At 46.5% G+C, this 20430-nt stretch carries 27 protein-coding genes and 5 tRNA genes; 19 read left to right on the top strand and 13 right to left on the bottom strand.

Translation table 11 applies throughout. From position 1 onward, the window contains the following. Positions 1 to 178: 178 nt before the first annotated feature. Genes KCO92_RS02165 through KCO92_RS02110 form a run of 12 tightly spaced genes read right to left on the bottom strand, consistent with a single transcriptional unit; the run spans position 179 to position 9850 of the window. Entirely contained in the window at positions 179 to 502 is a 324-nt protein-coding gene (locus tag KCO92_RS02165) for a hypothetical protein (protein WP_104696003.1), read from the bottom strand. Continuing rightward, positions 492 to 1808: a DHH family phosphoesterase gene (locus tag KCO92_RS02160; RefSeq protein WP_199766196.1), complete on the bottom strand. Its 1317-nt coding sequence runs from the start codon at positions 1806 to 1808 to the stop codon at positions 492 to 494. The genes KCO92_RS02165 and KCO92_RS02160 overlap by 11 nt, the downstream gene beginning before the upstream one ends. Further along, on the bottom strand, positions 1808 to 2539 hold the full coding sequence (locus KCO92_RS02155; RefSeq protein WP_104696004.1) for a 7-carboxy-7-deazaguanine synthase QueE: 732 nt from the start codon (positions 2537 to 2539) through the stop codon (positions 1808 to 1810). Before KCO92_RS02155 ends, KCO92_RS02160 begins: the two co-directional genes overlap by 1 nt. Then, positions 2539 to 3171 (bottom strand): 6-pyruvoyl trahydropterin synthase family protein, encoded by a 633-nt coding sequence (locus KCO92_RS02150; protein ID WP_104696005.1) that lies wholly within the window; start codon positions 3169 to 3171, stop codon positions 2539 to 2541. The genes KCO92_RS02155 and KCO92_RS02150 overlap by 1 nt, the downstream gene beginning before the upstream one ends. Before the next feature lie 3 nt (positions 3172 to 3174). Next, positions 3175 to 3834 (bottom strand): hypothetical protein, encoded by a 660-nt coding sequence (locus KCO92_RS02145; protein ID WP_104696055.1) that lies wholly within the window; start codon positions 3832 to 3834, stop codon positions 3175 to 3177. A 34-nt stretch (positions 3835 to 3868) separates the two neighbouring features. Then, a complete protein-coding gene (gene surE, locus KCO92_RS02140) occupies positions 3869 to 4636 on the bottom strand; it encodes a 5'/3'-nucleotidase SurE (RefSeq protein WP_104696006.1) in 768 nt (255 codons plus the stop codon). Further along, positions 4633 to 5523 (bottom strand): polyprenyl synthetase family protein, encoded by an 891-nt coding sequence (locus KCO92_RS02135; protein ID WP_104696056.1) that lies wholly within the window; start codon positions 5521 to 5523, stop codon positions 4633 to 4635. The genes surE and KCO92_RS02135 overlap by 4 nt, the downstream gene beginning before the upstream one ends. Continuing rightward, positions 5510 to 6514, bottom strand: a complete 1005-nt coding sequence (locus KCO92_RS02130) for a PDZ domain-containing protein (RefSeq protein WP_233710505.1) — start codon at positions 6512 to 6514, stop codon at positions 5510 to 5512. Before KCO92_RS02130 ends, KCO92_RS02135 begins: the two co-directional genes overlap by 14 nt. An 8-nt stretch (positions 6515 to 6522) precedes the next feature. Beyond that, entirely contained in the window at positions 6523 to 6825 is a 303-nt protein-coding gene (locus KCO92_RS02125; protein ID WP_104696007.1) for a YbaB/EbfC family nucleoid-associated protein, read from the bottom strand. After that, positions 6819 to 7187, bottom strand: coding sequence for an aspartate 1-decarboxylase (panD, locus tag KCO92_RS02120; RefSeq protein ID WP_104696008.1), 369 nt, complete (start codon positions 7185 to 7187; stop codon positions 6819 to 6821). The genes KCO92_RS02125 and panD overlap by 7 nt, the downstream gene beginning before the upstream one ends. Before the next feature lie 9 nt (positions 7188 to 7196). After that, positions 7197 to 9416 (bottom strand): AAA family ATPase, encoded by a 2220-nt coding sequence (locus KCO92_RS02115; protein WP_104696009.1) that lies wholly within the window; start codon positions 9414 to 9416, stop codon positions 7197 to 7199. 17 nt (positions 9417 to 9433) lie between these two features. Further along, entirely contained in the window at positions 9434 to 9850 is a 417-nt protein-coding gene (locus KCO92_RS02110; RefSeq protein WP_104696010.1) for a universal stress protein, read from the bottom strand. Between the two features lie 466 nt (positions 9851 to 10316). Between KCO92_RS02110 and bioD the strand changes: the two genes are divergently transcribed. Genes bioD through KCO92_RS02085 form a run of 5 tightly spaced genes read left to right on the top strand, consistent with a single transcriptional unit; the run spans position 10317 to position 13856 of the window. Further along, entirely contained in the window at positions 10317 to 10979 is a 663-nt protein-coding gene (bioD, locus tag KCO92_RS02105; RefSeq protein ID WP_104696011.1) for a dethiobiotin synthase, read from the top strand. Positions 10980 to 11026: 47 nt separating this feature from the next. Continuing rightward, positions 11027 to 11668, top strand: coding sequence for a superoxide dismutase [Fe] (gene sodB / locus KCO92_RS02100; protein ID WP_104696012.1), 642 nt, complete (start codon positions 11027 to 11029; stop codon positions 11666 to 11668). Then, complete coding sequence (locus tag KCO92_RS02095) at positions 11668 to 12444, top strand: thiazole synthase (protein WP_104696013.1); 777 nt, start codon at positions 11668 to 11670, stop codon at positions 12442 to 12444. The genes sodB and KCO92_RS02095 overlap by 1 nt, the downstream gene beginning before the upstream one ends. Next, positions 12441 to 13139, top strand: a complete 699-nt coding sequence (gene cmoA / locus KCO92_RS02090; protein WP_104696014.1) for a carboxy-S-adenosyl-L-methionine synthase CmoA — start codon at positions 12441 to 12443, stop codon at positions 13137 to 13139. The genes KCO92_RS02095 and cmoA overlap by 4 nt, the downstream gene beginning before the upstream one ends. Before the next feature lie 21 nt (positions 13140 to 13160). Further along, the gene (locus tag KCO92_RS02085; protein ID WP_104696015.1) at positions 13161 to 13856 is read left to right on the top strand and encodes a tetratricopeptide repeat protein; all 696 of its coding nucleotides are present in this window, start codon (positions 13161 to 13163) and stop codon (positions 13854 to 13856) included. A 14-nt stretch (positions 13857 to 13870) separates the two neighbouring features. Here the strand turns inward: KCO92_RS02085 and KCO92_RS02080 are convergent, their stop codons facing one another. Continuing rightward, positions 13871 to 14899, bottom strand: a complete 1029-nt coding sequence (locus tag KCO92_RS02080) for a bifunctional 3,4-dihydroxy-2-butanone 4-phosphate synthase/GTP cyclohydrolase II (protein ID WP_104696016.1) — start codon at positions 14897 to 14899, stop codon at positions 13871 to 13873. Positions 14900 to 15000: 101 nt separating this feature from the next. Between KCO92_RS02080 and KCO92_RS02075 the strand changes: the two genes are divergently transcribed. The 14 genes from KCO92_RS02075 to rplL all read left to right on the top strand — a co-directional run bounded on the left by KCO92_RS02075 (position 15001) and on the right by rplL (position 20422). Beyond that, positions 15001 to 15702, top strand: coding sequence for a 5'-methylthioadenosine/adenosylhomocysteine nucleosidase (locus KCO92_RS02075; RefSeq protein ID WP_104696017.1), 702 nt, complete (start codon positions 15001 to 15003; stop codon positions 15700 to 15702). A gap of 42 nt (positions 15703 to 15744) precedes the next feature. Beyond that, positions 15745 to 15820, top strand: a tRNA-Thr gene (locus KCO92_RS02070). Positions 15821 to 15825: 5 nt separating this feature from the next. Beyond that, a tRNA-Tyr gene (locus KCO92_RS02065) sits at positions 15826 to 15911 on the top strand. A gap of 2 nt (positions 15912 to 15913) precedes the next feature. Beyond that, positions 15914 to 15990 (top strand) — tRNA-Gly (locus tag KCO92_RS02060). 4 nt (positions 15991 to 15994) lie between these two features. Then, a tRNA-Thr gene (locus KCO92_RS02055) sits at positions 15995 to 16069 on the top strand. A gap of 49 nt (positions 16070 to 16118) precedes the next feature. Next, positions 16119 to 17318: an elongation factor Tu gene (tuf, locus tag KCO92_RS02050; protein ID WP_104696018.1), complete on the top strand. Its 1200-nt coding sequence runs from the start codon at positions 16119 to 16121 to the stop codon at positions 17316 to 17318. 9 nt (positions 17319 to 17327) lie between these two features. After that, complete coding sequence (gene rpmG / locus KCO92_RS02045) at positions 17328 to 17486, top strand: 50S ribosomal protein L33 (protein WP_104696019.1); 159 nt, start codon at positions 17328 to 17330, stop codon at positions 17484 to 17486. Positions 17487 to 17508: 22 nt separating this feature from the next. Continuing rightward, positions 17509 to 17584 (top strand) — tRNA-Trp (locus tag KCO92_RS02040). 24 nt (positions 17585 to 17608) lie between these two features. Beyond that, a complete protein-coding gene (gene secE, locus KCO92_RS02035; protein WP_104696020.1) occupies positions 17609 to 17788 on the top strand; it encodes a preprotein translocase subunit SecE in 180 nt (59 codons plus the stop codon). 14 nt (positions 17789 to 17802) lie between these two features. Further along, positions 17803 to 18330 carry a transcription termination/antitermination protein NusG gene (gene nusG, locus KCO92_RS02030; RefSeq protein WP_104696058.1) on the top strand — a complete coding sequence of 176 codons (528 nt, stop codon included), beginning with the start codon at positions 17803 to 17805 and terminating at the stop codon, positions 18328 to 18330. A gap of 9 nt (positions 18331 to 18339) precedes the next feature. Continuing rightward, positions 18340 to 18765, top strand: coding sequence for a 50S ribosomal protein L11 (gene rplK / locus KCO92_RS02025; RefSeq protein ID WP_104696021.1), 426 nt, complete (start codon positions 18340 to 18342; stop codon positions 18763 to 18765). Between the two features lie 2 nt (positions 18766 to 18767). Beyond that, entirely contained in the window at positions 18768 to 19469 is a 702-nt protein-coding gene (gene rplA / locus KCO92_RS02020; protein WP_104696022.1) for a 50S ribosomal protein L1, read from the top strand. Positions 19470 to 19555: 86 nt separating this feature from the next. Beyond that, the gene (rplJ, locus tag KCO92_RS02015) at positions 19556 to 20038 is read left to right on the top strand and encodes a 50S ribosomal protein L10 (protein WP_104696023.1); all 483 of its coding nucleotides are present in this window, start codon (positions 19556 to 19558) and stop codon (positions 20036 to 20038) included. Positions 20039 to 20047: 9 nt separating this feature from the next. Further along, complete coding sequence (gene rplL, locus KCO92_RS02010; protein ID WP_104696024.1) at positions 20048 to 20422, top strand: 50S ribosomal protein L7/L12; 375 nt, start codon at positions 20048 to 20050, stop codon at positions 20420 to 20422. Positions 20423 to 20430: the final 8 nt, after the last annotated feature.

The following is a 20430-nucleotide window of genomic DNA, read 5'->3' as shown; positions in this document are numbered from 1 at the left end:
AAACCCAATCAACACAGAACCGACATCCCTGCTCAACCATGCGGAATCGTCACGCTCAAGAAGCGCTAAACCCGCCACCACTTGACCTACTGGTCCGGCATTATAACACAAAATGCGTATTTTAGTTTGACGATCACTATTCTCTAAACGCATTGGTTATTGCAGCTTCGACTCTGTGTCAGAGCGTAGATACGGCTTGGAGTTCTAAGCAGAATAATTTGCGATCGATATGGTCGTAAGTGCCCACCACGCGCACCAAATCTCCTTCTTGCAAGCGTGGAAGTTTGTGAAACCACCATAGAACCTTGAGAACCCCGCTATCATCTTCGAGAATGAAACGCGCATGTTCCAGGGCGCGCCCCATGTAAGCACAATCCTTCAGACGCGCACACACGGCAAACCGCGGGATTTCATTGCCCACACCATAGGGCTCTCCCTTTTTAAGCAATTCCAAAAATTCTTGGGAATGCAAAGTAGCGATGCGATCGACTTCAAAGAGCATGGTATCTTCCCAAGTGAAACAGGGCGTTTTGAAAATCGCTTTGGGTGTTAAACACCACGCCACAAGCGCACTTGTGCCCGCCTCCTACCACACTCACCCCACAGCTTTGCCAATACCCCAAAAGAGCGATCAAATCTAGGTCTTTAGCGCGCAAGGAAGCCTCAATGCTTTCCCCTTCATAGCGCCAACATAAGCTCATACCAGTGGCATGCTGTTCTAATAATTGGTTAGCGATTAAGCCCATCAATCCACGCGCGATGACTCCGCCTACATGCACAAGTGTGCCCTGTTGCACGGGTTTTAAACTCTCTTTGATCGCCTGGATGTATTCTTTGCGCTGTTGGTTGGCTTGCACTAAGAGCACAGCATAAAGGGGGTTAGCCTCTTTAGTAGCGAGCAAGTCCACGACCAAATTGCAATGGCAAAAGCCCTTAATGCCATCGAGTCGCCCCACGGCGTTGATGAGCGGGATAATATCCCATGCCAGTGTGCTGAGTTTATAGGGAGTGGGGTATTTTTTGGCAAGGTAAAGGGCTTTTAGGGAGTGGGGCATTTGGGTCTTTAGGGTGCAATCCATGCGCTGGACAAGTTGGCGGTTATAGGGTTGGCTTAAATCCATCATGTCCCCAATCGTGCTAAGACCGGCTAACACCTGCATGTAGTGCAACTGATCCAAGCGCATCTTTACCCCATAGTGTTTGGCATAAGCTAGCAGAAGCAAATAGCCCACACATGCCCCGCTAATGCCCTTAAAAGGGTGAGAGTCGCTCAAAAGGGGGTGCACACAAGCATCGCAGGCAGGGATACGCCCCTCTAAAAATTCGTGGTGATCGCTTAAGATCAAGGGCGTATTATGGGCGTGCAAAAAAGCACACACATCATCGGGGATGGTTGCGCCATTGTCAATAGTGATAAATAGGCTATCTTTAAACTCTAGGGCGTGCCCGCCCATTTCTTGTCCCTGTGCGTTGTAATGCGTGCCTACAAGGCGTTTTTGGGTGGCGTAGCTCTCCAAGAGTTCCACACTCATCCCGTAGCTGTCGGTGTTGCGACGAGGGATGATAGAGTGAATGTGTGGGTAATCTAGCACTTCTTTGAAGAAGTAAAGGACAAGCGCGCTCCCGCACATTCCATCGCAATCATAGTCCCCTCCGATGATGATCTGCCTTTGTGCTGTAATGGCTTGGTGCAACAGCTCTAAAGCGCGCACCCCATCGCCCATCTCTAGCACACTATCTAGGCTAAATTGATGTTTACCATCCTCTTTACTGATCGCCTCAATGTGCGCCCTAAATACCTCTAACATCAACGCCCTGCCTCATTACCCCAAAGTTGGATGTGTAGCCTCTGCCCCAAAGAGTAACCATGCTCCAAACACACACTCGCCAAGTTCTCTAAACCCTCTTGGAGAGTTTGCATGTCTGTGGCTAAAGGCATGAGATAGACCAAGGGAGGGGTTTTAAAGCACAAATTCTTTAATAAGGCTTGCACCTCATCTATATCTGTGGGGCAATGCAGCACAAATTTAAACACCACTTCTAAGGCGTGATCGATGATGTTCTGTAAGGGTTTTAGGGGGGTTGTTTCACCACTAAAGGAGAGTTTAGGACTTAGGGTAAAGTGCAACGAATCTAAGGGTGGGTTAAAGTCAAAAAACATGCTTCCATTGCTCTCTGCCCAAATTTCATGCCCACGCTCGCCTAACACCTCCAAGGCTTCAAGTAAAATAGGGTTTTTAAAATGTAAACTGGGCTCACCCCCTGTAAGCACAATTAAGGGCAAGCGATCGGGGTTGAAGGGGGGGAGTTTGGCTAATAATTCTTGGGGGTTGTTTAAATACTGCCATTGAGCATTAGGGCGCACGGCATACGCGCTATCACAGCCTAGGACTTCCTTACCCTCAATGCGACTCTGCACTCCAAAGCCTACGCATTTAAAATTACACCCTCCCAAGCGGATAAACACGCTGGGTTGTCCTACACAAGAGCCTTCCCCCTGGAGACTATAAAAGACCTCTACAAGCGGGAGTGTTTTCATCAGTGTATTTGGGAGAGGGGTGGGGGAGCTAAAAAGGGTTTTTTGGGGGGGATCAACGCGCAAGCGCGCAGATTATAATAGAGTTTGAGTTTATCTAAGAGGGTCGGATCGCGCATCTCTTCTAGGATGCCCGCAGAGAAATGCACGCTCTCCAAAGAGATATGGCGCATTAAATGCGGATTTTGTAAGTCTGCTTTGAAACTCTGGGCGTAGCCGTAATTGGTTTCATGCACGCGCACAGAACTCACACTCAAGGGAGCTTCGCCATTATGAAACTCTGTGGCGCATACAATGGCATCTAAAAACAAATGAAACATCAGGGCATACCCTTCTGCGCTGGGGTTGAAACCTAGCTTGACATAGCGCGTACATGTAGAGGTGATACACTTTTGAAATTCTGCAGACTCGCGATCCCAGAAATGGTGGGCATGGTCAAAGGCATCGATAAAACTCGCAATCTCGTTTTTAAATAAACCAAAATCTAGGACCATCCCGGCATGATCTAGGCGATGCGCCTCTATAAAAACCTCGACTTGGTAGTTGTGGCCGTGGATGCTAGTCGCGCACCGCTTAGAGGTGCAGTTGCGCACAATGTGGCTGGCACAAAAGTGGAAAGTTCTTCTAATTTGCATGGGTTAGCGCTTATAACATGGCATGTAAATGGGGAGGCGATCGTAGTAGCGGTAATGTTCCGAGCGCGTGAAGTCAATGCGTCGGATAGTGTTGCCAATGAGGTCTTCATAAAGTCGATTGTAGCCGCAAGTTTTACCACTCACACTGCCATCGATGTAGAGCACGCGTTTGTTCAAGGTATTGTCCCACCAGTCCAAAATAAAATGCGAGCCCGCTAACATTGCACTAGAGGCAGAAAACCCAGTGATAGCATAGTAATTGGTAGGTACCCTAGCGCAATAAAACTGCCCCTCATGCCAGTAACAGCGATGCCGTTTGGCGCGCTCAATTAATGTGTAGTCATAATTATAAACCGGCTGGGCCATGATATTGCGCACAACCTGAATATAAATGGTATTTTTAGCCTGAGAGATGGGGTAATCTTGCGGTTTAAAAACATTATAAAAACCCAGTTGTTGTAACTCATAGATAATGAATTGTAGGTAGTAAGAGCTGACCATATCTTCTTTATCATGCACCACCACAATGGGCGCATTGTAGTTGAAGGCATAGTCTCCGCGCACTTCAGAGAAATAGCCCATATTCAAGCGATGACACCCTGTGAGCACAAAGATCAAGGGAACCAATAAAACCAAAAAAGCCCGACGCATCCACACGATCATTTTCATCTCCCCATTCTACTACAAAGTTTGGGCATTACATCCACTCTTGGAGAATTTGCAAATCTGTGTAACTAGTCATGTTGAGGGTGATGGGGGTGATGGAAACATAGCCATGGGCGATGGCTTCAAAATCACTTAAAACCCCCTCCCGCTCTTCCCACTTGAGAGGATTTAAACCCAACCAGCAATATTGTCTGCCTTTGGGATCTGTTTTAAGATGGACATTGTTGCTATAAAGGCGCACGCCTTTTTGGGTAATCTTGATCCCCTTAGGCACGCTTTGAGGAATATTGACATTGAGAAATTTACGCGCATGCGGGGCAAAGGGAAAACCATGTTTGAGATATTGCTGCACTAAACGCAAGGCAATCTGAGTCGCTGCACTAAAATCATGTTGGGCGAACTTTGTGCGATCTTGAATGCTTTGGGAAATGGCAATAGAGGGAATTTTATGCAAAGTACCTTCAATCGCGCCTGCTACTGTGCCCGAATAGAGCACATCTTCACCCATGTTAGAACCATGATTAATGCCCGAGATCATCAAATCAAAGGGGCGTTGATTCATCGAAACGGCTAAACAGACACAATCACTGGGCGTACCATCATCTACACGGAAATAGCCTTTGTCGATTTCTTCAATGCGCAGAGGCACGCTGATAGTAATCCCATGTCCACAGGCTGATTTTTCATTCTTGGGGGCAACCACCATTACATCAGCAATGCTGCTGAGCGCATCTCTGAGAGCGAGTAGTCCTCTAGCTTCGTAGCCATCATCATTGGTGAGCAAGATATGAGGTTTCATGCGAGTTCCTTGAGCAGAGTCTGCAGATAAAGTGGTAGATGATGTGGAAAACCTGCAAGCATTTGCAATAAATCTGCCTGAAGTTCTTGCAAATATTCTTGGGCTTTGGACAAGCCAAGTAGGTTGACATAATTATTCTTAAAAGTGTCCAAATGAGTGCTCTTACCTGATTCTTGAGGGCTTTGTGTGGCATCGATAATGTCATCACGCACTTGAAAAAATAACCCCAAGGTGAGTCCAAAATCAAAGAGTTGTTGTGGTAAATGGGAGTCCGTGCGATCGCACACCACCAACGCGCCCATTTTCAGACTGGCGGCAATCAACTTACCCGTTTTTAGTGTGTGTAGCGTTTCTAATTGAGCGCGATCAAGTTGTTGGTGCTCAAAATGGCAGTCCAGGGCTTGACCCAGGACCATGCCCGCTATGCCGCCACATTGTGCCAAAGTGGCGATGAGGGAGATTTTTAGGCAATCTGAGAGGGGTGCACTAGCCAAAAGCTCGAAAGCATAAGTGTTGAGGCCATCGCCCACTAAAGTTGCCATAGCTTCGCCATAGGTTTTGTGTAAAGTGGGGTGATGACGACGCTCATCGGCATTATCCATACAGGGCAGATCATCGTGGATGAGAGAATAAGTATGCAGCACTTCTAAGGCCAGAGCGATGGGGAAACACGCGTGCACCGCTTTTATGTCTGTTTCAAAGGCGCAGATCACTGCTAGAAAGAGTTTGGGCCTAAAGCGCTTGCCCCCGTTTAAAAGCATTTCCCAAAAAGCTTTTTCGAAAAAGGGATGAAAAGTTTTTATAGGAGGGTTAGCACGGGACACGTATAGCTTAAAATCTGCACAGACCTGTGCATAAAAGTCTAGGGCACTCTCAGAGGCGCACATAGAATTCAAAACCATTCCTTAAGATCAACATTTCAATCCGCCCCTGCATGAACGCTGCACTCAATGCTCTTTGCAAGGCAACACGCGGGGATTGCCCCCCACTCACAATGGGCCTTTTATTGATCCAGAGCAAGCGATCGCCCACTTGGAGTGTGTCTAAAGGGGGGGCAAGACGCGTAGCCTTGGTGATCACCAGATTATGATCGAGGGTTATCCCAAAGCGTTCCAAAAAAGTGTCGGGCAATAAAAACCCTCCATAGAGCTTACCTACCTTGACCACGACCTCTTTAGTGAGATTGCGTCTTTTGAGAGTAATGCGCGCGTGGCTTTGATAGGCTAGATTGCTCACCACCCACTCTATATCGCGGGCATTATGCACAGGCTGGTTATTGACTTTCAAGATCACATCGCCCTCTAAAAAGGGATTATGTGGAAAGAAAGGATCTACGCTTTGCACCACAGCACTCCCTGAGCGCATCCGCACCCCAATATCGCCATAGTAAGCACTTTTTTGGGCCAAGAAGCGTTTGAGGTATTTTGTTTCGACAAATTCATACTTGCCCACTCCTACACCATAAATTTGGTAGCAAATATTGCTCACCACGCCACCTACCCCCAAAGGGGCAGAGAAACGCGCAAAGTCCAAAAAACCCCCTTGGCGTTCCACAATAGAACCCGTCTGCGCACGCGCGTGAATTCCTGCTAAGGCACGCTTATAGGCCTGAGCATCAATGTCTAGGAGATTATAGGCAAAGCGAGTTTTAGGGGCTTGGATCAGATAAAAACCAATGAAAGGATCGCGTTTGAGGATTTTAACCCCCTTAGGCGGAGTGGCAGAGCGCAAAAAGGCAACTTGTTTATCATGCCAAAGAAGCGACACACTCATGCCATGGGTGGCCAAGCGATGGTATTGGACACATTGAGAAAAATCATAGGCATTCAAGGGTATACAACATAGCAGAACCGCCAAAGAACGCCCGCTCAAATTCAAAACAGTGCCTATTTTCCAAAGGGATTCAAACCGCCCAGCATGCCAAAGGCGGAGTTCTTGCGTCCTTCCTCTACTTGTTTGTATGCCTCGTTGAGCGCACTCATTAGGTAGATTTGCAAGGCTTCCTTGTCTTCTAAAAGGCTATCGTCAATCTGAATATCCAAGAGTTCACCCGCACCATTGATACAGACCTTAACAAGTCCCCCACCACTTTTGGCACTAAACTGCGCCGTCTTTTGCTTGGCTTCTACTTCCTTGAACTGCTCTTGAAGCTGGGATAAGAGTCCACCCAACTGGCCTAAATCTAGCATGGCTTTCCTTTCTCTAAGATCGTATTATCATCTCCGAGCAAAACAACATGAGGTTGGTGGGTGCTAACATGTTCCAAACTGAGTTGCATATAAGCTAAAATGATAACCTGATCTCCAATTTGCACCAAACGGCTTGCTGCTCCATTGACGCAAATTTCGCGTCCATCTTCACCCACAATGGCATAGGTGCTAAAACGCGCGCCATTGTTGATATTAACCACATCTACTTTCATCCACGGATACAACTTAGCTGCTTGCATCAAATCCTTGCCAATGGTAATGGAGCCCTGGTAGTGCAGATTGGCATCTGTCACCACTGCGCGGTGAATTTTTGTATATAGCACTTCAACAGAGGGAGACATCTATATTCCTTAAGTATTTCTCATCTTTTTAGGGGGCTTGGTGTGGCTTTTTTGTTTACACAGCACCTTGAGTTCCTGATTTTTGAGCACCACTCTCACACTCCCCCCTTCCTTAAGCCCACCAAAGAGAATCGCATCGCTGAGTTTGACTTTAATATGGTCATGCACCAGCTTAGCCATCACGCGCGCACCTAGCGGATCTTTGAAGCACAAAGAAGCCAAATGCGTACTCGCATTCTTTTCCAAACTTAGAGTGATGTTTCTAGGCGCCAGAAGTTCTTCGAGTTTTTGACACTCTTTGTAAGCGATACGCTCCAAATTTTCCAAAGTGAGGGGATTGAAACTCAAGATCGCGTCCAATCTGGAGCGCAGTTCAGTGCTCAATAAATCTTTAAGAGCCTGGTGGTATTTATGTGCGTGATCGTCCAAAAAGCCTACGCGTCCTAGCGCATTGCTCCCCGCATTGGAGGTTAGAATGAGGATGGTATGCTTAAAGTCGCTTTTGCGTCCATTATTATCTGTGAGCGTGGCATTATCCGTGATTTGCAAAAGCAAGTCGTAGACATTGGGATGAGCTTTTTCAATTTCATCGAGCAAAAGCACGCAGTGGGGATGTTTGCGAACCGCATTGACCAAAAGTCCACCCTGTTCAAAGCCCACATAGCCAGAAGGCGCACCAATGAGCTTAGAAATACTGTGGGGTTCTTTGTATTCGCTCATGTCAAAGCGTTCCAGGTGTAAATGCATGTGTTTAGCCAAAACCTTAGCTAACTCCGTCTTGCCTACCCCACTAGGACCTACAAAAAGAAAGCTGCCAATGGGCTTCTGCTCTCCAACCAGACCAGAAGCGTGGATTTTAATCGCTTCGACTAAGCGTTCAATCGCCTGATCTTGGGCAACTATCTCTTTTTTTAGCTTCTCTTCAAGTCCCTTGAGCTGATTTCTTTTCTCTAAACTAATATGCGCTTTGGGAATATCGATCTTAGAGGAGAGCACATTTTCAATGTCGTGTTTGGAGATCGTAGGGGGATGTGTTCCAGGGGCATAAATTTTTTTGAACGAACCAGCCATATCCATCAGATCGATTGCTTTATCAGGAAGAAAATTCTCATGAAGATAGTGCACCGATAGATCTACGCAGGCCTTGAGCGCCTCCTTGCTATAGTGTACATGGTGGTGGCGTTCGTAGTGGCTAGATAAACTATCCAAAATTGCATAGCAATCCTGCTTGGAAGGTTCTAAAATGTCGATTTTGCTAAAACGACGGCAGAAAGCCTTGTCTTTCTCCAGGACAGATCTAAATTCTTCAAAAGTTGTCGCGCCGATGCAACTTAAACTTCCATCAGCCAGCATAGGCTTGAGAATATTGGCCCCATCCAGCGCACCTGTACTCGACGCTCCCGCTCCTAACACGGTGTGAATCTCATCAATGAAGAGAATACTCCCCTTGTCTTTTTGTAACTCCTTAAGGGTCTTTTTCAGCCGTTTTTCAAATTCACCCCTGTATTTGCTCCCAGCTACCATTGCGCTCAAGTCTAAAGCATAAATTGTGCGTGCCAATAAAAATGAAGGCACCTCTTTTTGGACGATCTTAAGGGCCAACCCCTCGGCGATGGCAGTCTTACCCACACCTGGCTCACCCACCAAAAGGGGATTATTTTTCTTGCGCCGTCCTAACACTTCGATGACTTTTTGGAGTTCTGCATCGCGGTGTGAGATCGGATCGATGGAGTTTTGGCGGGCCAACTCGTTGAGATTGCGCGCAAACTTCTGTAGAGCAGAAACCTTCTCCTTAGAAAAAGAAAGAGGAGGATGTTCAAGGATTTTGAGACTATCAACTTGGAAAGAATGTAGCACGCGCGCGCTATAGCTTTTATTCTCTTGCAGCATAATGAAGAGAAAATCCTGCACATCGATAATTTTATAATGCGTGTCCTGGACATAATCTTCCAATGCGTGGAATAAATCTAGCAATTCCTGATCATGCTTGGGGCGTTTGCGCTCTTCCATACTGCCATAGATAGGCACATTTTCGACAAGATAGTTTTGGATCATCTGCCTGGCATCTAAAATATCCACATCTAGTTGTCGTAAAAACCCCTGAATCTCCTTATCATTGAGCATTACCAAGAAGACATGCTCGATGGTAGTAAAACGATGGGATAATTTAGATGCCAATGCCACGGAGGCATTGAGGACACGGTGCAATCTGATAGTGATAGAGGGCATTACCTACCTTTGGAGATTCATTTCGCGACTAAGACGGGGACTGGCGAATTGTCGATAAAACTATTTTGATGTGAGCCGAAAATTTTATAAAAGGCTGAGGATTCACTCGCCCCAATCACCAAGAGATCGAAGCTTGGAGCCATTTCTAAAATCACATCTACAGGATTGCCCACCTTGAGCAACCCTTCGCATGCAATACCCTCCTGTGCAAATAACTCCGTGAACTCTTCTAAGAGATGGTTGGACTGCTCATGGGCAATGACCTCAGTTTGGCTGTAATTCATAATTCCGCTCTCTGGGTAAATGAGCACCTCTGGACTCACATGCACAAGGGTAAAATGCACATCCCTAAGTTTCTTGAAAAGTTTGAGAGCTGCGTCCAACCCAGCCCTACACTCATGCGTGTCGCTGATCCCAAAAAGCACCCTTAACATACGCCACCTTTTTGACATAATCCCCATCACTAAAGCCAGGGGATCCCAGGATCATCAAAGCCTGCCCACTAGCGGACACTGCGACTTCTCCTCCAAGAGCTGATGCCCCAACTCTGCGAAGGCCATTATAGCATAAAATGCCAACAAAGCACCTTATGCATCCATGACTAAACCCAGAGGTTTACGGCACGCGTGTTGACATACTCTCCCATAACTAAAGTTAGGGGATTCTAGCTTTAGTGGAGATCGCGGCTTCAAGCGGGACAGCTCCGTTTGGAGTCTTACATTCCCTATTCCAAAGGTTGATGCCCCAACCCCAAGGGTATTACCCCTTGATTGCACGAATATTAGCACAGCTATGTTGGTGCTAGCCTTATGGCGCGAGTGGTAACTTCTGTAGCATTTTTAAAGCCAATATAAGAGAAATGAGCCTAAGCTACCGCCAAAATATTTGAAGGAATTTTCAATGTATGCTCCCATTTTTGTGAGTGCTACTAACACGGGTGTGGGCAAGACCACGCTTTCCTTGGAAATTGCCCGTTTATGTAAGGCGCGCGGAATCAAAACCTTACTAGCCAAACCCATTGAAACTGGCATCAATACAACAGAGCAGACGAGCGATGCAGAATTGTTTTTCCAAGAGAACCTGCAAGTTGAAGCGCATCTAAACTTGGAAGATATCAGTTTTTATCGGTATGTTTTGGGAGCAAGCCCCTTTGTGGCCATGCGTTTTGAACCCCACATCACTATAGATTTCAAAGAGATTAAAAGGAAGCTCGATGCGCTGCAAGAACGATGCGATTTGCTCATTGTAGAGGGGGTTGGAGGGTTACTAACCCCTTTGGATCATAAAAACAAAATTGTCGATCTCTGTACATTCCTCAAAATGAGGCCTTTGATTATTAATGCCGATCGTCTAGGCATGCTCAACGATCTCCTCTTGAATCAAGAGTATCTCAATACACACAAAATTTCCCATCACATGCTCATTAATGTGCGTGATAAGCGCGCCTATACCCAAATCTGCAAACCCTATATTGACTACCTCAACACCGCTTTAAAAACCCCTATCTTGGAGTTTCCCGAACAGAGTGCGCGTCTCTTAGACGCGATATTAGTCCCTTGTTGAGAATCTAGTGTTATAATGGGCTCCTAATTTAATTTGAAGGAGACACTATGTTCACTTTACGTCAGCTGCCTTATAGCAAAGACAGCATGGGGGATTTCTTAAGCCCTACCGCTTTTGACTTCCACCATGGCAAACACCACCAAGCCTATGTCAACAATCTGAATAACTTGATCCAAGATAGCGAGTTTAAGGATAGTTGTTTGTTTACTATTCTAACCAAATCCAGCGGAGGGGTTTTTAACAACGCCGCCCAGATTTACAACCATGATTTCTATTGGGACTGCCTAAGCCCCAAAGCCACTCAAATGAGTGAGGAGCTCAAAAGCGCACTCGAGCACGATTACGGCTCTCTTGATGGTTTTAAAGAAGCTTTTCTAAAAAGCGCAACAACCCTTTTTGGTTCGGGCTGGAACTGGGCGGTCTACAATCCCAAAACCCAAAAAATCGAGATCGTGCAAACCAGTAATGCCCAAACTCCAGTTACCGATCACAAAATCCCCATTTTGACTGTGGATGTATGGGAACACGCCTACTATATTGATCACAAAAATGCTCGTCCTGCGTATTTGGAGAAATTCTACCCTCATATCAACTGGGAATTCGTGTCTAAATGCTACGAATGGGCAAAGAAAGAGGGTCTAGGCTCTGTAGATCACTACATTAACGAGATCGTGCATAAGAAAGCCTAATGACAGATACCCTGACTATTGGCACAAAGGTCTTTCACTCTCGCCTCATCGTGGGTAGTGGCAAGTATAGGGACTTTGTCACCACTAAAGAGGCGACACTCGCCAGCGGAGCAGAGATGATCACCGTGGCGGTGCGTCGCGTGAATATCACCGATCCTAGTAGCGAAAACCTGCTAGACACCTTTAAAGGCACGGACATTAGTTTCCTACCCAACTCAGCAGGGTGTCGCACCGCACAGGAAGCGATTGCTCTTTTTAGGCTTGTCAAGGAGGCTACAGGGATTGATTTTATCAAGCTGGAAATCATCGGGGATGATCGAACGCTTTATCCGGATGTACTAGAAACTCTGCAAGCCTGTGAAGTCTTGGCTAAGGAGGGTTTCTGCGTACTGGCTTACACCAATGATGATCCCATCATGGCTAAAAAACTAGAAGATGCGGGTGCAAGCGCAGTGATGCCCTTAGCTTCCCCTATTGGGAGCGGGCTAGGCATTCAAAACCGCTATAATATCGGTTTCATCAAAGAGGCCGTCGGTGTGCCCGTGATCGTAGATGCAGGTGTAGGCTGTGCTTCGGATGCAAGCATTGCAATGGAGTTAGGAGCGGATGGGGTGCTTACTAACTCCGCTATTGCACTTGCCAAAGACCCCGTCTTGATGGCGACGAGCATGAAATTTGCCGTAATGGCTGGGCGGCAGAGTTATTTAGCCGGACGCATTCCTAAAAAAGCCTATGCGAGCCCCAGTTCGCCCGTTTTTGGGCTAGCCCAACTTTGAAAGATACTCTCTTTTGCACTCCCCTGCCCAAGCGTTTTGAATTTGACAACCAAGTGGCGGGCATGTTTGATGACATGCTTGCTCGCTCTATCCCCTACTACCATGAAACCCTAAAACTTGCTAGCCACTTTATAGCTCAAGATTTGGAGGGTGTGGTTTATGATTTGGGTTGCTCTACGGGCAACTTTCTAACTAATTTAAGCGCTCTGCTCTCCTCTGATGCTCCCCTAGTGGGTGTGGATAACGCTCCGAGCATGCTCGCCAAGGCGCAGGAAAAACTGAAGCTTGCCAATGTTTCCTGGCGCTGTGAGGACATTTTACACACCTCTTTGGAAAATGCAGGAGCTATTGCCCTGCTCTATACCTTGCAATTTATTAGACCCTTGCAACGCCAAGCCTTGATAGGGCGTATTTTCCACGCCCTAAAGCCCGGGGGGGTTTTGGTAGTGGCAGAGAAAATGATGAGCTTGGATCGAATCTTAGATAAACAAATGATCGAGCTTTATTATCTCTACAAGCAGGCTCAGGGATACACGCTCAACGAAATTAGTTTCAAACGCGAAGCCCTAGAAAATGTGCTAGTGCCCTATAGTTTGCAAGAAAACACCGCCCTTTTGGAGCAAGCCGGCTTTAAGCATGTAGAAGTGCTCTTCAAATGGGTAAATTTTGGACTCTTAATCGCGCGCAAGGCTTAGATTATCCTAAAAAAGAGAGAGATGACACGCACCGCTAAACACATCCTTAAAATAGCCTTCATTAGTCTGTGTTGTGTAGCAAGTCTTTTTGCCCATGACAACCAAACAAAAGCCCAACAAATTAAACAATACCTCTCTATAGCTAATAAGGCTTATCATCGCAAAGATTATGACAAGGCTTTCGCATACTTTCAAAAAGCAGCGGATTTAGGGAGTGTCAAGGGTTATATTGGTTTGGGGGATCTGTATAGCGACTATGATAGTGGTTTTAGTGATTATTCGCAAGCGTTGTTCTATTACAAAAAGGCGAGGGATTTAGGAGATGCAGAGGCTTATTTTAGCCTAGGCTATCTATATGAGTCGGGTGGCGATTGCGATAGATTCGAATGCGCTGTGAAGCCAGATTATGCAAAAGCCCTGCAATATTACAAAAAAGCAGGCGACATGGGATATGCAGCAGGCTATCTCGATGCGGGATTGATGTATGAGGGTGATGAAGGCATCCCCAAAGATTACGCTAAAGCCAAACAATACTACAAAAAGGCAGCAAACATGGGGAGTGCTGACGCGTATTATGGATTAGCACGCTTGTATCGAAGTGGCAGAGGTGTCGAGCATAACGAGAAAAAAGCGCGCCAATACTACCAAAAGGCTTGCAATATGGGTTCAAAGAGTGCTTGTGGTTTCCTAGAGGACTTAAAGCACAACAAGGACTAGAAAGTTTGCAAATACTAAGGCTGCAAAGTCTCTAGCAGATTTAAACCAAAGCCCTTCAAAGCCGTGTATTCGGGATTGTCCTGAGTGGTGATGAGTTTGAAATCCCCAATCCCTAAACTCTTTAAAATCAGTGCCCCCACTCCAAAGCTTTTCATGGTGTCCGTCTTAGCCTGTGGATCAATGAAGACGAGGTAACCCCCTTGGGCATGTAGTATCTGTAGGGCCTTTAGGAAAAAATTATACTGCTCGGGCTGACTCAAGAGAGCGTGATCGTTTTGCACCACATGGAAGCGCACCAAAGGCACAACCGGGTTACCAAATTGATAGACATGGTGTTCGCGCTGGAGATGATCCAAGAGTTTAATGTAAGTGCAATGATAATCCATAAAACACGCCGGCGCGTTATAAACCAAGTGCACGAGATTTTCGGTTTGGAGGCGATAACTCACTAAATCCGACACATATAAAATTTTAAGCTTGTGTTCTTGGGCAAAGTCTAGCAAAAACTTGTCCCCCCTTTGTGCCATCGAGCCATCTTCTTTCATGATCTCACAGATCACACTCACCGGCTTTAATCCAGCCAACTTGCATAAATCTACGCTTGCCTCAGTGTGCCCTGTGCGCACCAACACCCCCTCATCTTTAGCCACTAAGGGAAAAATATGCCCCGGGCGCACAAAATCCTGTGCGCTAGTCTTTTCATCGCATAGCAATTCAATCGTCAAAGATCGCTCATAGGCAGAAATCCCCGTCTTAGCTTGGCGCGCATCTATAGAAACCGTGAAAGCTGTTTCATGTTTGGAGTCATTGTGAGACACCATAGGTTGCAAATCAAAGCGGTGCGCAAGCTCCTTAGTGAGCGAAACACAGATGAGTCCGCGCGCGTGTTTAGCCATGAAATTGATCTTATCTGGGTTGCTAAATTCCCCCGCCATCACCAAATCCCCCTCATTTTCGCGATCTTCATCGTCCATTAGAATAATCAAACATCCCTGTTTAATGGCATCAATCGCCTCTTGCACTCTTGTTAAAACGCCTTGCATAATACCCCTTTTGCATTGATCATGCCATTGTAGCACAAAATGAAAACAACACTCAGAATTTTAAAAACCATGTTAGAATACGCACTTATCAAAGGATCGTCATGGAAAAAATCATTGGTGTAATGGGTGCAATGCCAGAGGAGATTGCTCCTTTTTTAGCCCTCTTTGGTGCACACACGCAAGAAAATATAGGGGGCAATGTCTTTTATTTGATCCCTTTTAAGGGCATGCGCATTGTTCTAGCCTATAGCAAGATTGGTAAAGTGCATGCAGCCACCACGGCGAGCACAATGTTATTGCGCTATGGGGTGCAAGCTTTGATCTTTAGTGGAGTAGCTGGTGGTCTTGCCCCTCATTTGCAAATCAATGATCTTTTATTAGCGACCAAACTCTGCCAAGCGGATGTGAATCTATGTGCCTTTGGACATCCTATAGGCTTTATCCCTGAAAGTGCGCTCTTTGTAGAGAGCGATGCTAAATTAAATGCCCTAGCTCAAAGCGTGGCGCAGGATTTAAATATCTCTCTTAAAAATGGAGTGGTGGCCACCTGCGATCAATTTGTGAGTTCTAAAGAGCGTAAAGTAGAACTTGTGCGCGATTTTGGGGCAGATGTGGTGGAGATGGAGGGGGCAAGTGTGGGTTTTGTCTGTGCGAATTTTGGCGTGCCCTTTTGTATATTACGTAGTGTGAGCGATAGCGCCAATGGAGAAGCCCCACAGGACTTTGATCGCTTTTTAGAGCAGGCGGCCCAAATTAGTGCTCGGTTCGTCTTTTCCATGCTAGAAAAGCTCGCTTGTTCTTGACAAGTTGGTTGAGAAAATGTTATAATCGAAATTTGTGTTAGTGCTGGCTTAGCTCAATTGGTAGAGCAGCTGCCTTGTAAGCAGCAGGTTGGGGGTTCAAGTCCCTTAGCCAGCTCCAGAGTAGGTGAGATACTCAAGTGGCCAACGAGGGCAGACTGTAAATCTGCTGACTTTCGTCTTCCGTGGTTCGAATCCACGTCTCACCACCAGCGCGGGAATAGCTCAGTTGGCTAGAGCATCAGCCTTCCAAGCTGAGGGTCGCGGGTTCGAGTCCCGTTTCCCGCTCCAGGGTGCCCATATAGCTCAGGGGCAGAGCACTTCCTTGGTAAGGAAGAGGTCGGCGGTTCAATTCCGCTTATGGGCTCCAGTGTAGCTATCCCTAATAGGTTTTAAAAATTTAAATATCAGGAGCGCAAATGGCAAAAGCAAAGTTTGAAAGAAACAAACCCCATGTCAATGTGGGCACTATCGGACATGTTGACCATGGCAAGACTACTTTGAGTGCAGCGATTTCCGCCGTGCTATCTCTGAAGGGCTTAGCCGAGCTCAAAGATTACGACAATATTGACAACGCCCCCGAGGAAAAAGAAAGAGGCATTACCATTGCCACTTCCCACATCGAATATTCCACAGAAAATCGCCACTACGCGCATGTCGACTGCCCTGGCCACGCCGACTATGTGAAAAACATGATCACCGGTGCAGCCCAAATGGATGGTGCAATTCTAGTTGTGTCTGCCGCTGATGGTCCCATGCCCCAAACCCGAGAACACATTCTACTCGCGCGCCAAGTGGGTGTGCCCCATATCGTAGTGTTCTTGAATAAGCAAGATATGGTGGATGATCAAGAATTATTGGAATTGGTAGAAATGGAAGTGCGTGAGCTTTTGAGCGCCTACGACTTCCCTGGAGATGACACTCCCATCATTGCTGGTTCTGCTCTTAAGGCCCTCGAAGAGGCTAAATCTGGTAATATCGGGGAATGGGGCCAAAAAGTCCTAGATTTGATGGCGCAGGTGGATGGCTATGTACCCACTCCTGAGCGCGACACCGAAAAAGCCTTCTTAATGCCCGTAGAAGATGTGTTCTCCATTGCTGGCCGTGGCACTGTTGTAACTGGTAGGATTGAACGCGGTGTAGTGAAAATCGGGGATGAAGTGGAAATCGTAGGGATTAAAGACACCCAAAAAACCACAGTTACCGGTGTGGAAATGTTCCGCAAAGAACTCGATAAGGGTGAAGCAGGAGATAATGTGGGTGTGCTCTTGCGAGGCACAAAGAAAGAGGAAGTCTTCCGTGGTATGGTTCTCTGCAAACCCGGTTCCATCACACCTCATAAAAAGTTTGAAGGTGAAGTGTATGTGCTCTCTAAAGAAGAAGGTGGGCGCCATACTCCCTTTTTCAATGGCTATCGCCCCCAATTCTATGTGCGCACCACCGATGTGACCGGTTCGATTACTTTGCCTGAAGGCACTGAAATGATCATGCCTGGGGATAATACAAAAATTATGGTAGAACTCATTAGCTCCATTGCTTTGGAAGTGGGCACAAAATTTGCCATTCGTGAGGGCGGTAAGACCGTGGGTGCGGGTGTAGTGACTAAAATCCTTGAATAGGATATTGGCATGAAAGTTAAGGTTGGTTTGAAATGCGCAGATTGTGCGGAGATTAATTACAGCACGACCAAAAATGCCAAGACAAACACAGAGAAACTGGAGCTCAGGAAGTTTTGTCCTAGGGAAAATAGGCGCACCACACATAAAGAGGTAAAACTCAAGAGTTAAGGGCGCTAGGAGAGGGGGATAGAGGTCAGTAGCTCCAATGGTAGAGCGCCGGTCTCCAAAACCGATTGTTGGGGGTTCGAGTCCCTCCTGGCCTGCCATGGTGGCAAGAGAAAGTTGGTAGAATGAAGAAGTGGTTATCCCATTATAGATTGACAAAAGAAGAGCTATCAAAGGTGATCTTCCCACTCAAGGAGCAGATCCGCAATGCCCTTGTATCTGTGGTGATTGTGGTGAGTATCATCACTTTGTTTTTGGCTTTGATAGATTTTGTTTTGTCGTCCTTTGTCGCTAGCATTCTATAGGGGGACTTGTGAGTATGGAATGGTATGCAATTCAGACCTATTCGGGTAGTGAACAGGCGGTTAAGAAAGCCATTGAGAACATGGTGCGCGAGAATAACATCGGGGATCGGGTGCAGGAAGTCATCGTGCCCACCGAGGATGTGATCGAACTCTCCAAAAAGAGTAAGAATAAGGTTACAGAGCGCAGCTTATATCCGGGTTATGTATTTATCAAGGTGGATTTGGACACGGTGCTATGGCATAAAATTCAATCCCTGCCTAGAGTGAGTCGTTTCATTGGAGAGAGTAAGAAACCCACCCCGTTAAGCGATGCGGACATTGGAAATATTCTGGAAAAAATGACCCACCGAGCAGCTCCTAAACCCAAGATTTACTACGAGAAGGGTGAAGTGGTACGCATCATTGAAGGGCCTTTTGCTAACTTCACCGCTACGGTGGAGGAATACGATGTACAACATCGTAAGTTAAAACTCAATGTATCCATTTTTGGGCGCAATACTCTCATTGAGATTCTCTATTCCCAAGTGGAAAAAATTATTTAAGGAGAACGCATGGCAAAGAAGGTTGTCGGTGAAATTAAATTACAGATCCCCGCAGGAAAGGCGAATCCTTCCCCTCCTGTAGGTCCTGCTTTGGGCCAGCGAGGTGTGAATATTATGGAGTTTTGCAAGGCTTTTAACGAGAAGACCAAGGACATGGGGAATTTTAATATCCCTGTGATCATTACGGTTTATCAGGACAAGAGTTTTACTTTTATCACCAAAAAGCCTCCAATGACCGATCTCATCAAAAAGGCTAGCGGGGTGGCCAAGGGAGCGGATAACCCTCTGAAAAATAAGGTAGGTAAGCTCTCTTTAGCGCAGGTTGAGGAGATCGCTAAGAACAAAATGGAGGATCTCAACACTACGGACCTAGAAGCTGCTAAGCGCATTGTCATGGGCAGTGCGAAGAGCATGGGTATTGAAGTAGAAGGATAGGCATGGCAAAACTAGCAAAGCGTTTAGAAAAATTAGCGGATAAGTTTGACAGAGAAAAGGTCTATGATTTGGATGAGGGTGTGGGTGTAGTGAAATCTTTGGCATCTGCAAAGTTTGATGAAACTGTGGAGGTGGCCCTGCGCCTAGGTGTAGACCCTAGGCATGCCGATCAAATGGTGCGTGGCGCGGTGGTCTTGCCTCATGGCACGGGTAAAAAGGTGCGTGTAGCCGTCTTTGCAAAAGATATTAAACTAGATGAAGCTAGAGAAGCAGGTGCAGATGTGGTGGGGGGCGAGGATTTAGCTGAAGAGATCAAAAATGGCAATACCAGTTTTGACATGGTAATTGCCACCCCAGACATGATGGCCGTTGTGGGCAAGGTAGGGCGTATTTTGGGTCCTAAGGGTCTGATGCCTAATCCTAAAACTGGCACCGTAACTATGGATGTGAAAAAGGCCGTGAGCAATGCTAAAAGCGGACAGGTGAATTTTCGCGTGGACAAAAAGGGCAATCTGCATGCCCCCGTAGGCAAGGTGAGCTTTTCGGTAGAACAGATTAAAGAGAATATGCTGGAATTGGTGCGTGCGGTCAATAAACTCAAGCCCAGCACCTCTAAGGGGAAATACATCCGCAATAGTGTGGTATCTCTGAGCATGTCTCCAGGCGTGCGACTCAATTCTCAGGAATTGATGGATATCAAGTAGTTGATCTTAGACTAGAGAAACAAGGACTTTAAGTTTAAATTACTTCTTGGGTAGCCTTGTGGAAGTTAAGTCGGAAAGGAGGAAGCATGCATAGAGAACAGAAGAAAGAGTTGGTTGCCACCCTGAAAAATGCCTTCAGCGACATGGAAGCGTTAGCAGTGTGCGATTATAAGGGTTTGAGTGTAAAACATTTAGAGCAGTTACGCTCCCAAGCGCGCACGCAGGGCATTAAAGTGCAGGTAATCAAGAACACCTTAGCCGCTCTTGCACTCAAAGGGGCTCAACTGGAGCCCTTAGAGCTCAAAGAAACCAATCTGTTTGTGTGGGGCACAGATCAAATCGCGCTCTCCAAATTGGTCATGGGTTTTGCTAAAGAGCATAAGGAGCATTTCCGCGTCAAAGCTGGATTGTATGAAAAACGGGCTGTGGATAGCGCACACATCGAAGCGATTTCTAAACTGCCCAGTAAGCAAGAGCTCATTGGAATGTTGTTATCGGTTTGGAGCGCGCCTGCGCGTTATTTTGTTACAGGTTTGGACAATTTGAAAAAATCAAAAGAAGAGGCATAAAGGATTAATATGGCGATCAGCAAAGAGGAACTTTTAGAGCATATCGGCAATATGAGTGTGCTAGAGCTCTCTGAACTTGTGAAAGCGTTTGAAGAGAAGTTCGGCGTGAGTGCCGCACCCACCGTGGTGGCTGGAGCTGGAGGGGGAGCTGTAGCTGAAGCGGTGGAAGAAAAAACAGAGTTTAGCGTGGTGCTAGCTGACACTGGAGCGGAAAAAATTAAAGTCATTAAGGTAGTGCGCGAGATCACTGGATTAGGCTTGAAAGAAGCTAAAGAAGCCACCGAAAAAACTCCTCATGTGCTCAAAGAAGGCGTGAATAAAGAGGAAGCCGAAACCATCAAAAAGAAACTAGAAGAAGTCGGAGCAAAGGCTGAAATTAAGTAAATTGCCTT

The sequence above is a fragment of the Helicobacter salomonis genome (assembly GCF_017979425.1).
GTDB classification, from domain to species: Bacteria; Campylobacterota; Campylobacteria; order Campylobacterales; family Helicobacteraceae; genus Helicobacter; species Helicobacter salomonis.
This window is presented reverse-complemented; position numbering and strand designations above follow the sequence as displayed.

Bases quoted from the DNA above. Each gene is read 5' to 3' on its own strand.
- KCO92_RS02145 (WP_104696055.1), bottom strand. From the start codon at position 3,834: ATGATCGTGTGGATGCGTCGGGCTTTTTTGGTTTTATTGGTTCCCTTG.
- bioD (WP_104696011.1), top strand. From the start codon at position 10,317: ATGTATGCTCCCATTTTTGTGAGTGCTACTAACACGGGTGTGGGCAAG.
- KCO92_RS02165 (WP_104696003.1), bottom strand. From the start codon at position 502: ATGCTCTTTGAAGTCGATCGCATCGCTACTTTGCATTCCCAAGAATTT.
- KCO92_RS02095 (WP_104696013.1), top strand. From the start codon at position 11,668: ATGACAGATACCCTGACTATTGGCACAAAGGTCTTTCACTCTCGCCTC.
- secE (WP_104696020.1), top strand. From the start codon at position 17,609: ATGAAGAAGTGGTTATCCCATTATAGATTGACAAAAGAAGAGCTATCA.
- KCO92_RS02125 (WP_104696007.1), bottom strand. From the start codon at position 6,825: ATGCTAGATTTAGGCCAGTTGGGTGGACTCTTATCCCAGCTTCAAGAG.
- KCO92_RS02160 (WP_199766196.1), bottom strand. From the start codon at position 1,808: ATGTTAGAGGTATTTAGGGCGCACATTGAGGCGATCAGTAAAGAGGAT.
- KCO92_RS02110 (WP_104696010.1), bottom strand. From the start codon at position 9,850: ATGTTAAGGGTGCTTTTTGGGATCAGCGACACGCATGAGTGTAGGGCT.
- KCO92_RS02150 (WP_104696005.1), bottom strand. From the start codon at position 3,171: ATGCAAATTAGAAGAACTTTCCACTTTTGTGCCAGCCACATTGTGCGC.
- KCO92_RS02155 (WP_104696004.1), bottom strand. From the start codon at position 2,539: ATGAAAACACTCCCGCTTGTAGAGGTCTTTTATAGTCTCCAGGGGGAA.
- sodB (WP_104696012.1), top strand. From the start codon at position 11,027: ATGTTCACTTTACGTCAGCTGCCTTATAGCAAAGACAGCATGGGGGAT.
- rplA (WP_104696022.1), top strand. From the start codon at position 18,768: ATGGCAAAACTAGCAAAGCGTTTAGAAAAATTAGCGGATAAGTTTGAC.
- rpmG (WP_104696019.1), top strand. From the start codon at position 17,328: ATGAAAGTTAAGGTTGGTTTGAAATGCGCAGATTGTGCGGAGATTAAT.
- panD (WP_104696008.1), bottom strand. From the start codon at position 7,187: ATGTCTCCCTCTGTTGAAGTGCTATATACAAAAATTCACCGCGCAGTG.
- KCO92_RS02075 (WP_104696017.1), top strand. From the start codon at position 15,001: ATGGAAAAAATCATTGGTGTAATGGGTGCAATGCCAGAGGAGATTGCT.
- KCO92_RS02085 (WP_104696015.1), top strand. From the start codon at position 13,161: ATGACACGCACCGCTAAACACATCCTTAAAATAGCCTTCATTAGTCTG.
- surE (WP_104696006.1), bottom strand. From the start codon at position 4,636: ATGAAACCTCATATCTTGCTCACCAATGATGATGGCTACGAAGCTAGA.
- rplJ (WP_104696023.1), top strand. From the start codon at position 19,556: ATGCATAGAGAACAGAAGAAAGAGTTGGTTGCCACCCTGAAAAATGCC.
- rplK (WP_104696021.1), top strand. From the start codon at position 18,340: ATGGCAAAGAAGGTTGTCGGTGAAATTAAATTACAGATCCCCGCAGGA.
- KCO92_RS02080 (WP_104696016.1), bottom strand. From the start codon at position 14,899: ATGCAAGGCGTTTTAACAAGAGTGCAAGAGGCGATTGATGCCATTAAA.
- rplL (WP_104696024.1), top strand. From the start codon at position 20,048: ATGGCGATCAGCAAAGAGGAACTTTTAGAGCATATCGGCAATATGAGT.
- KCO92_RS02115 (WP_104696009.1), bottom strand. From the start codon at position 9,416: ATGCCCTCTATCACTATCAGATTGCACCGTGTCCTCAATGCCTCCGTG.
- nusG (WP_104696058.1), top strand. From the start codon at position 17,803: ATGGAATGGTATGCAATTCAGACCTATTCGGGTAGTGAACAGGCGGTT.
- KCO92_RS02135 (WP_104696056.1), bottom strand. From the start codon at position 5,523: ATGTGCGCCTCTGAGAGTGCCCTAGACTTTTATGCACAGGTCTGTGCA.
- tuf (WP_104696018.1), top strand. From the start codon at position 16,119: ATGGCAAAAGCAAAGTTTGAAAGAAACAAACCCCATGTCAATGTGGGC.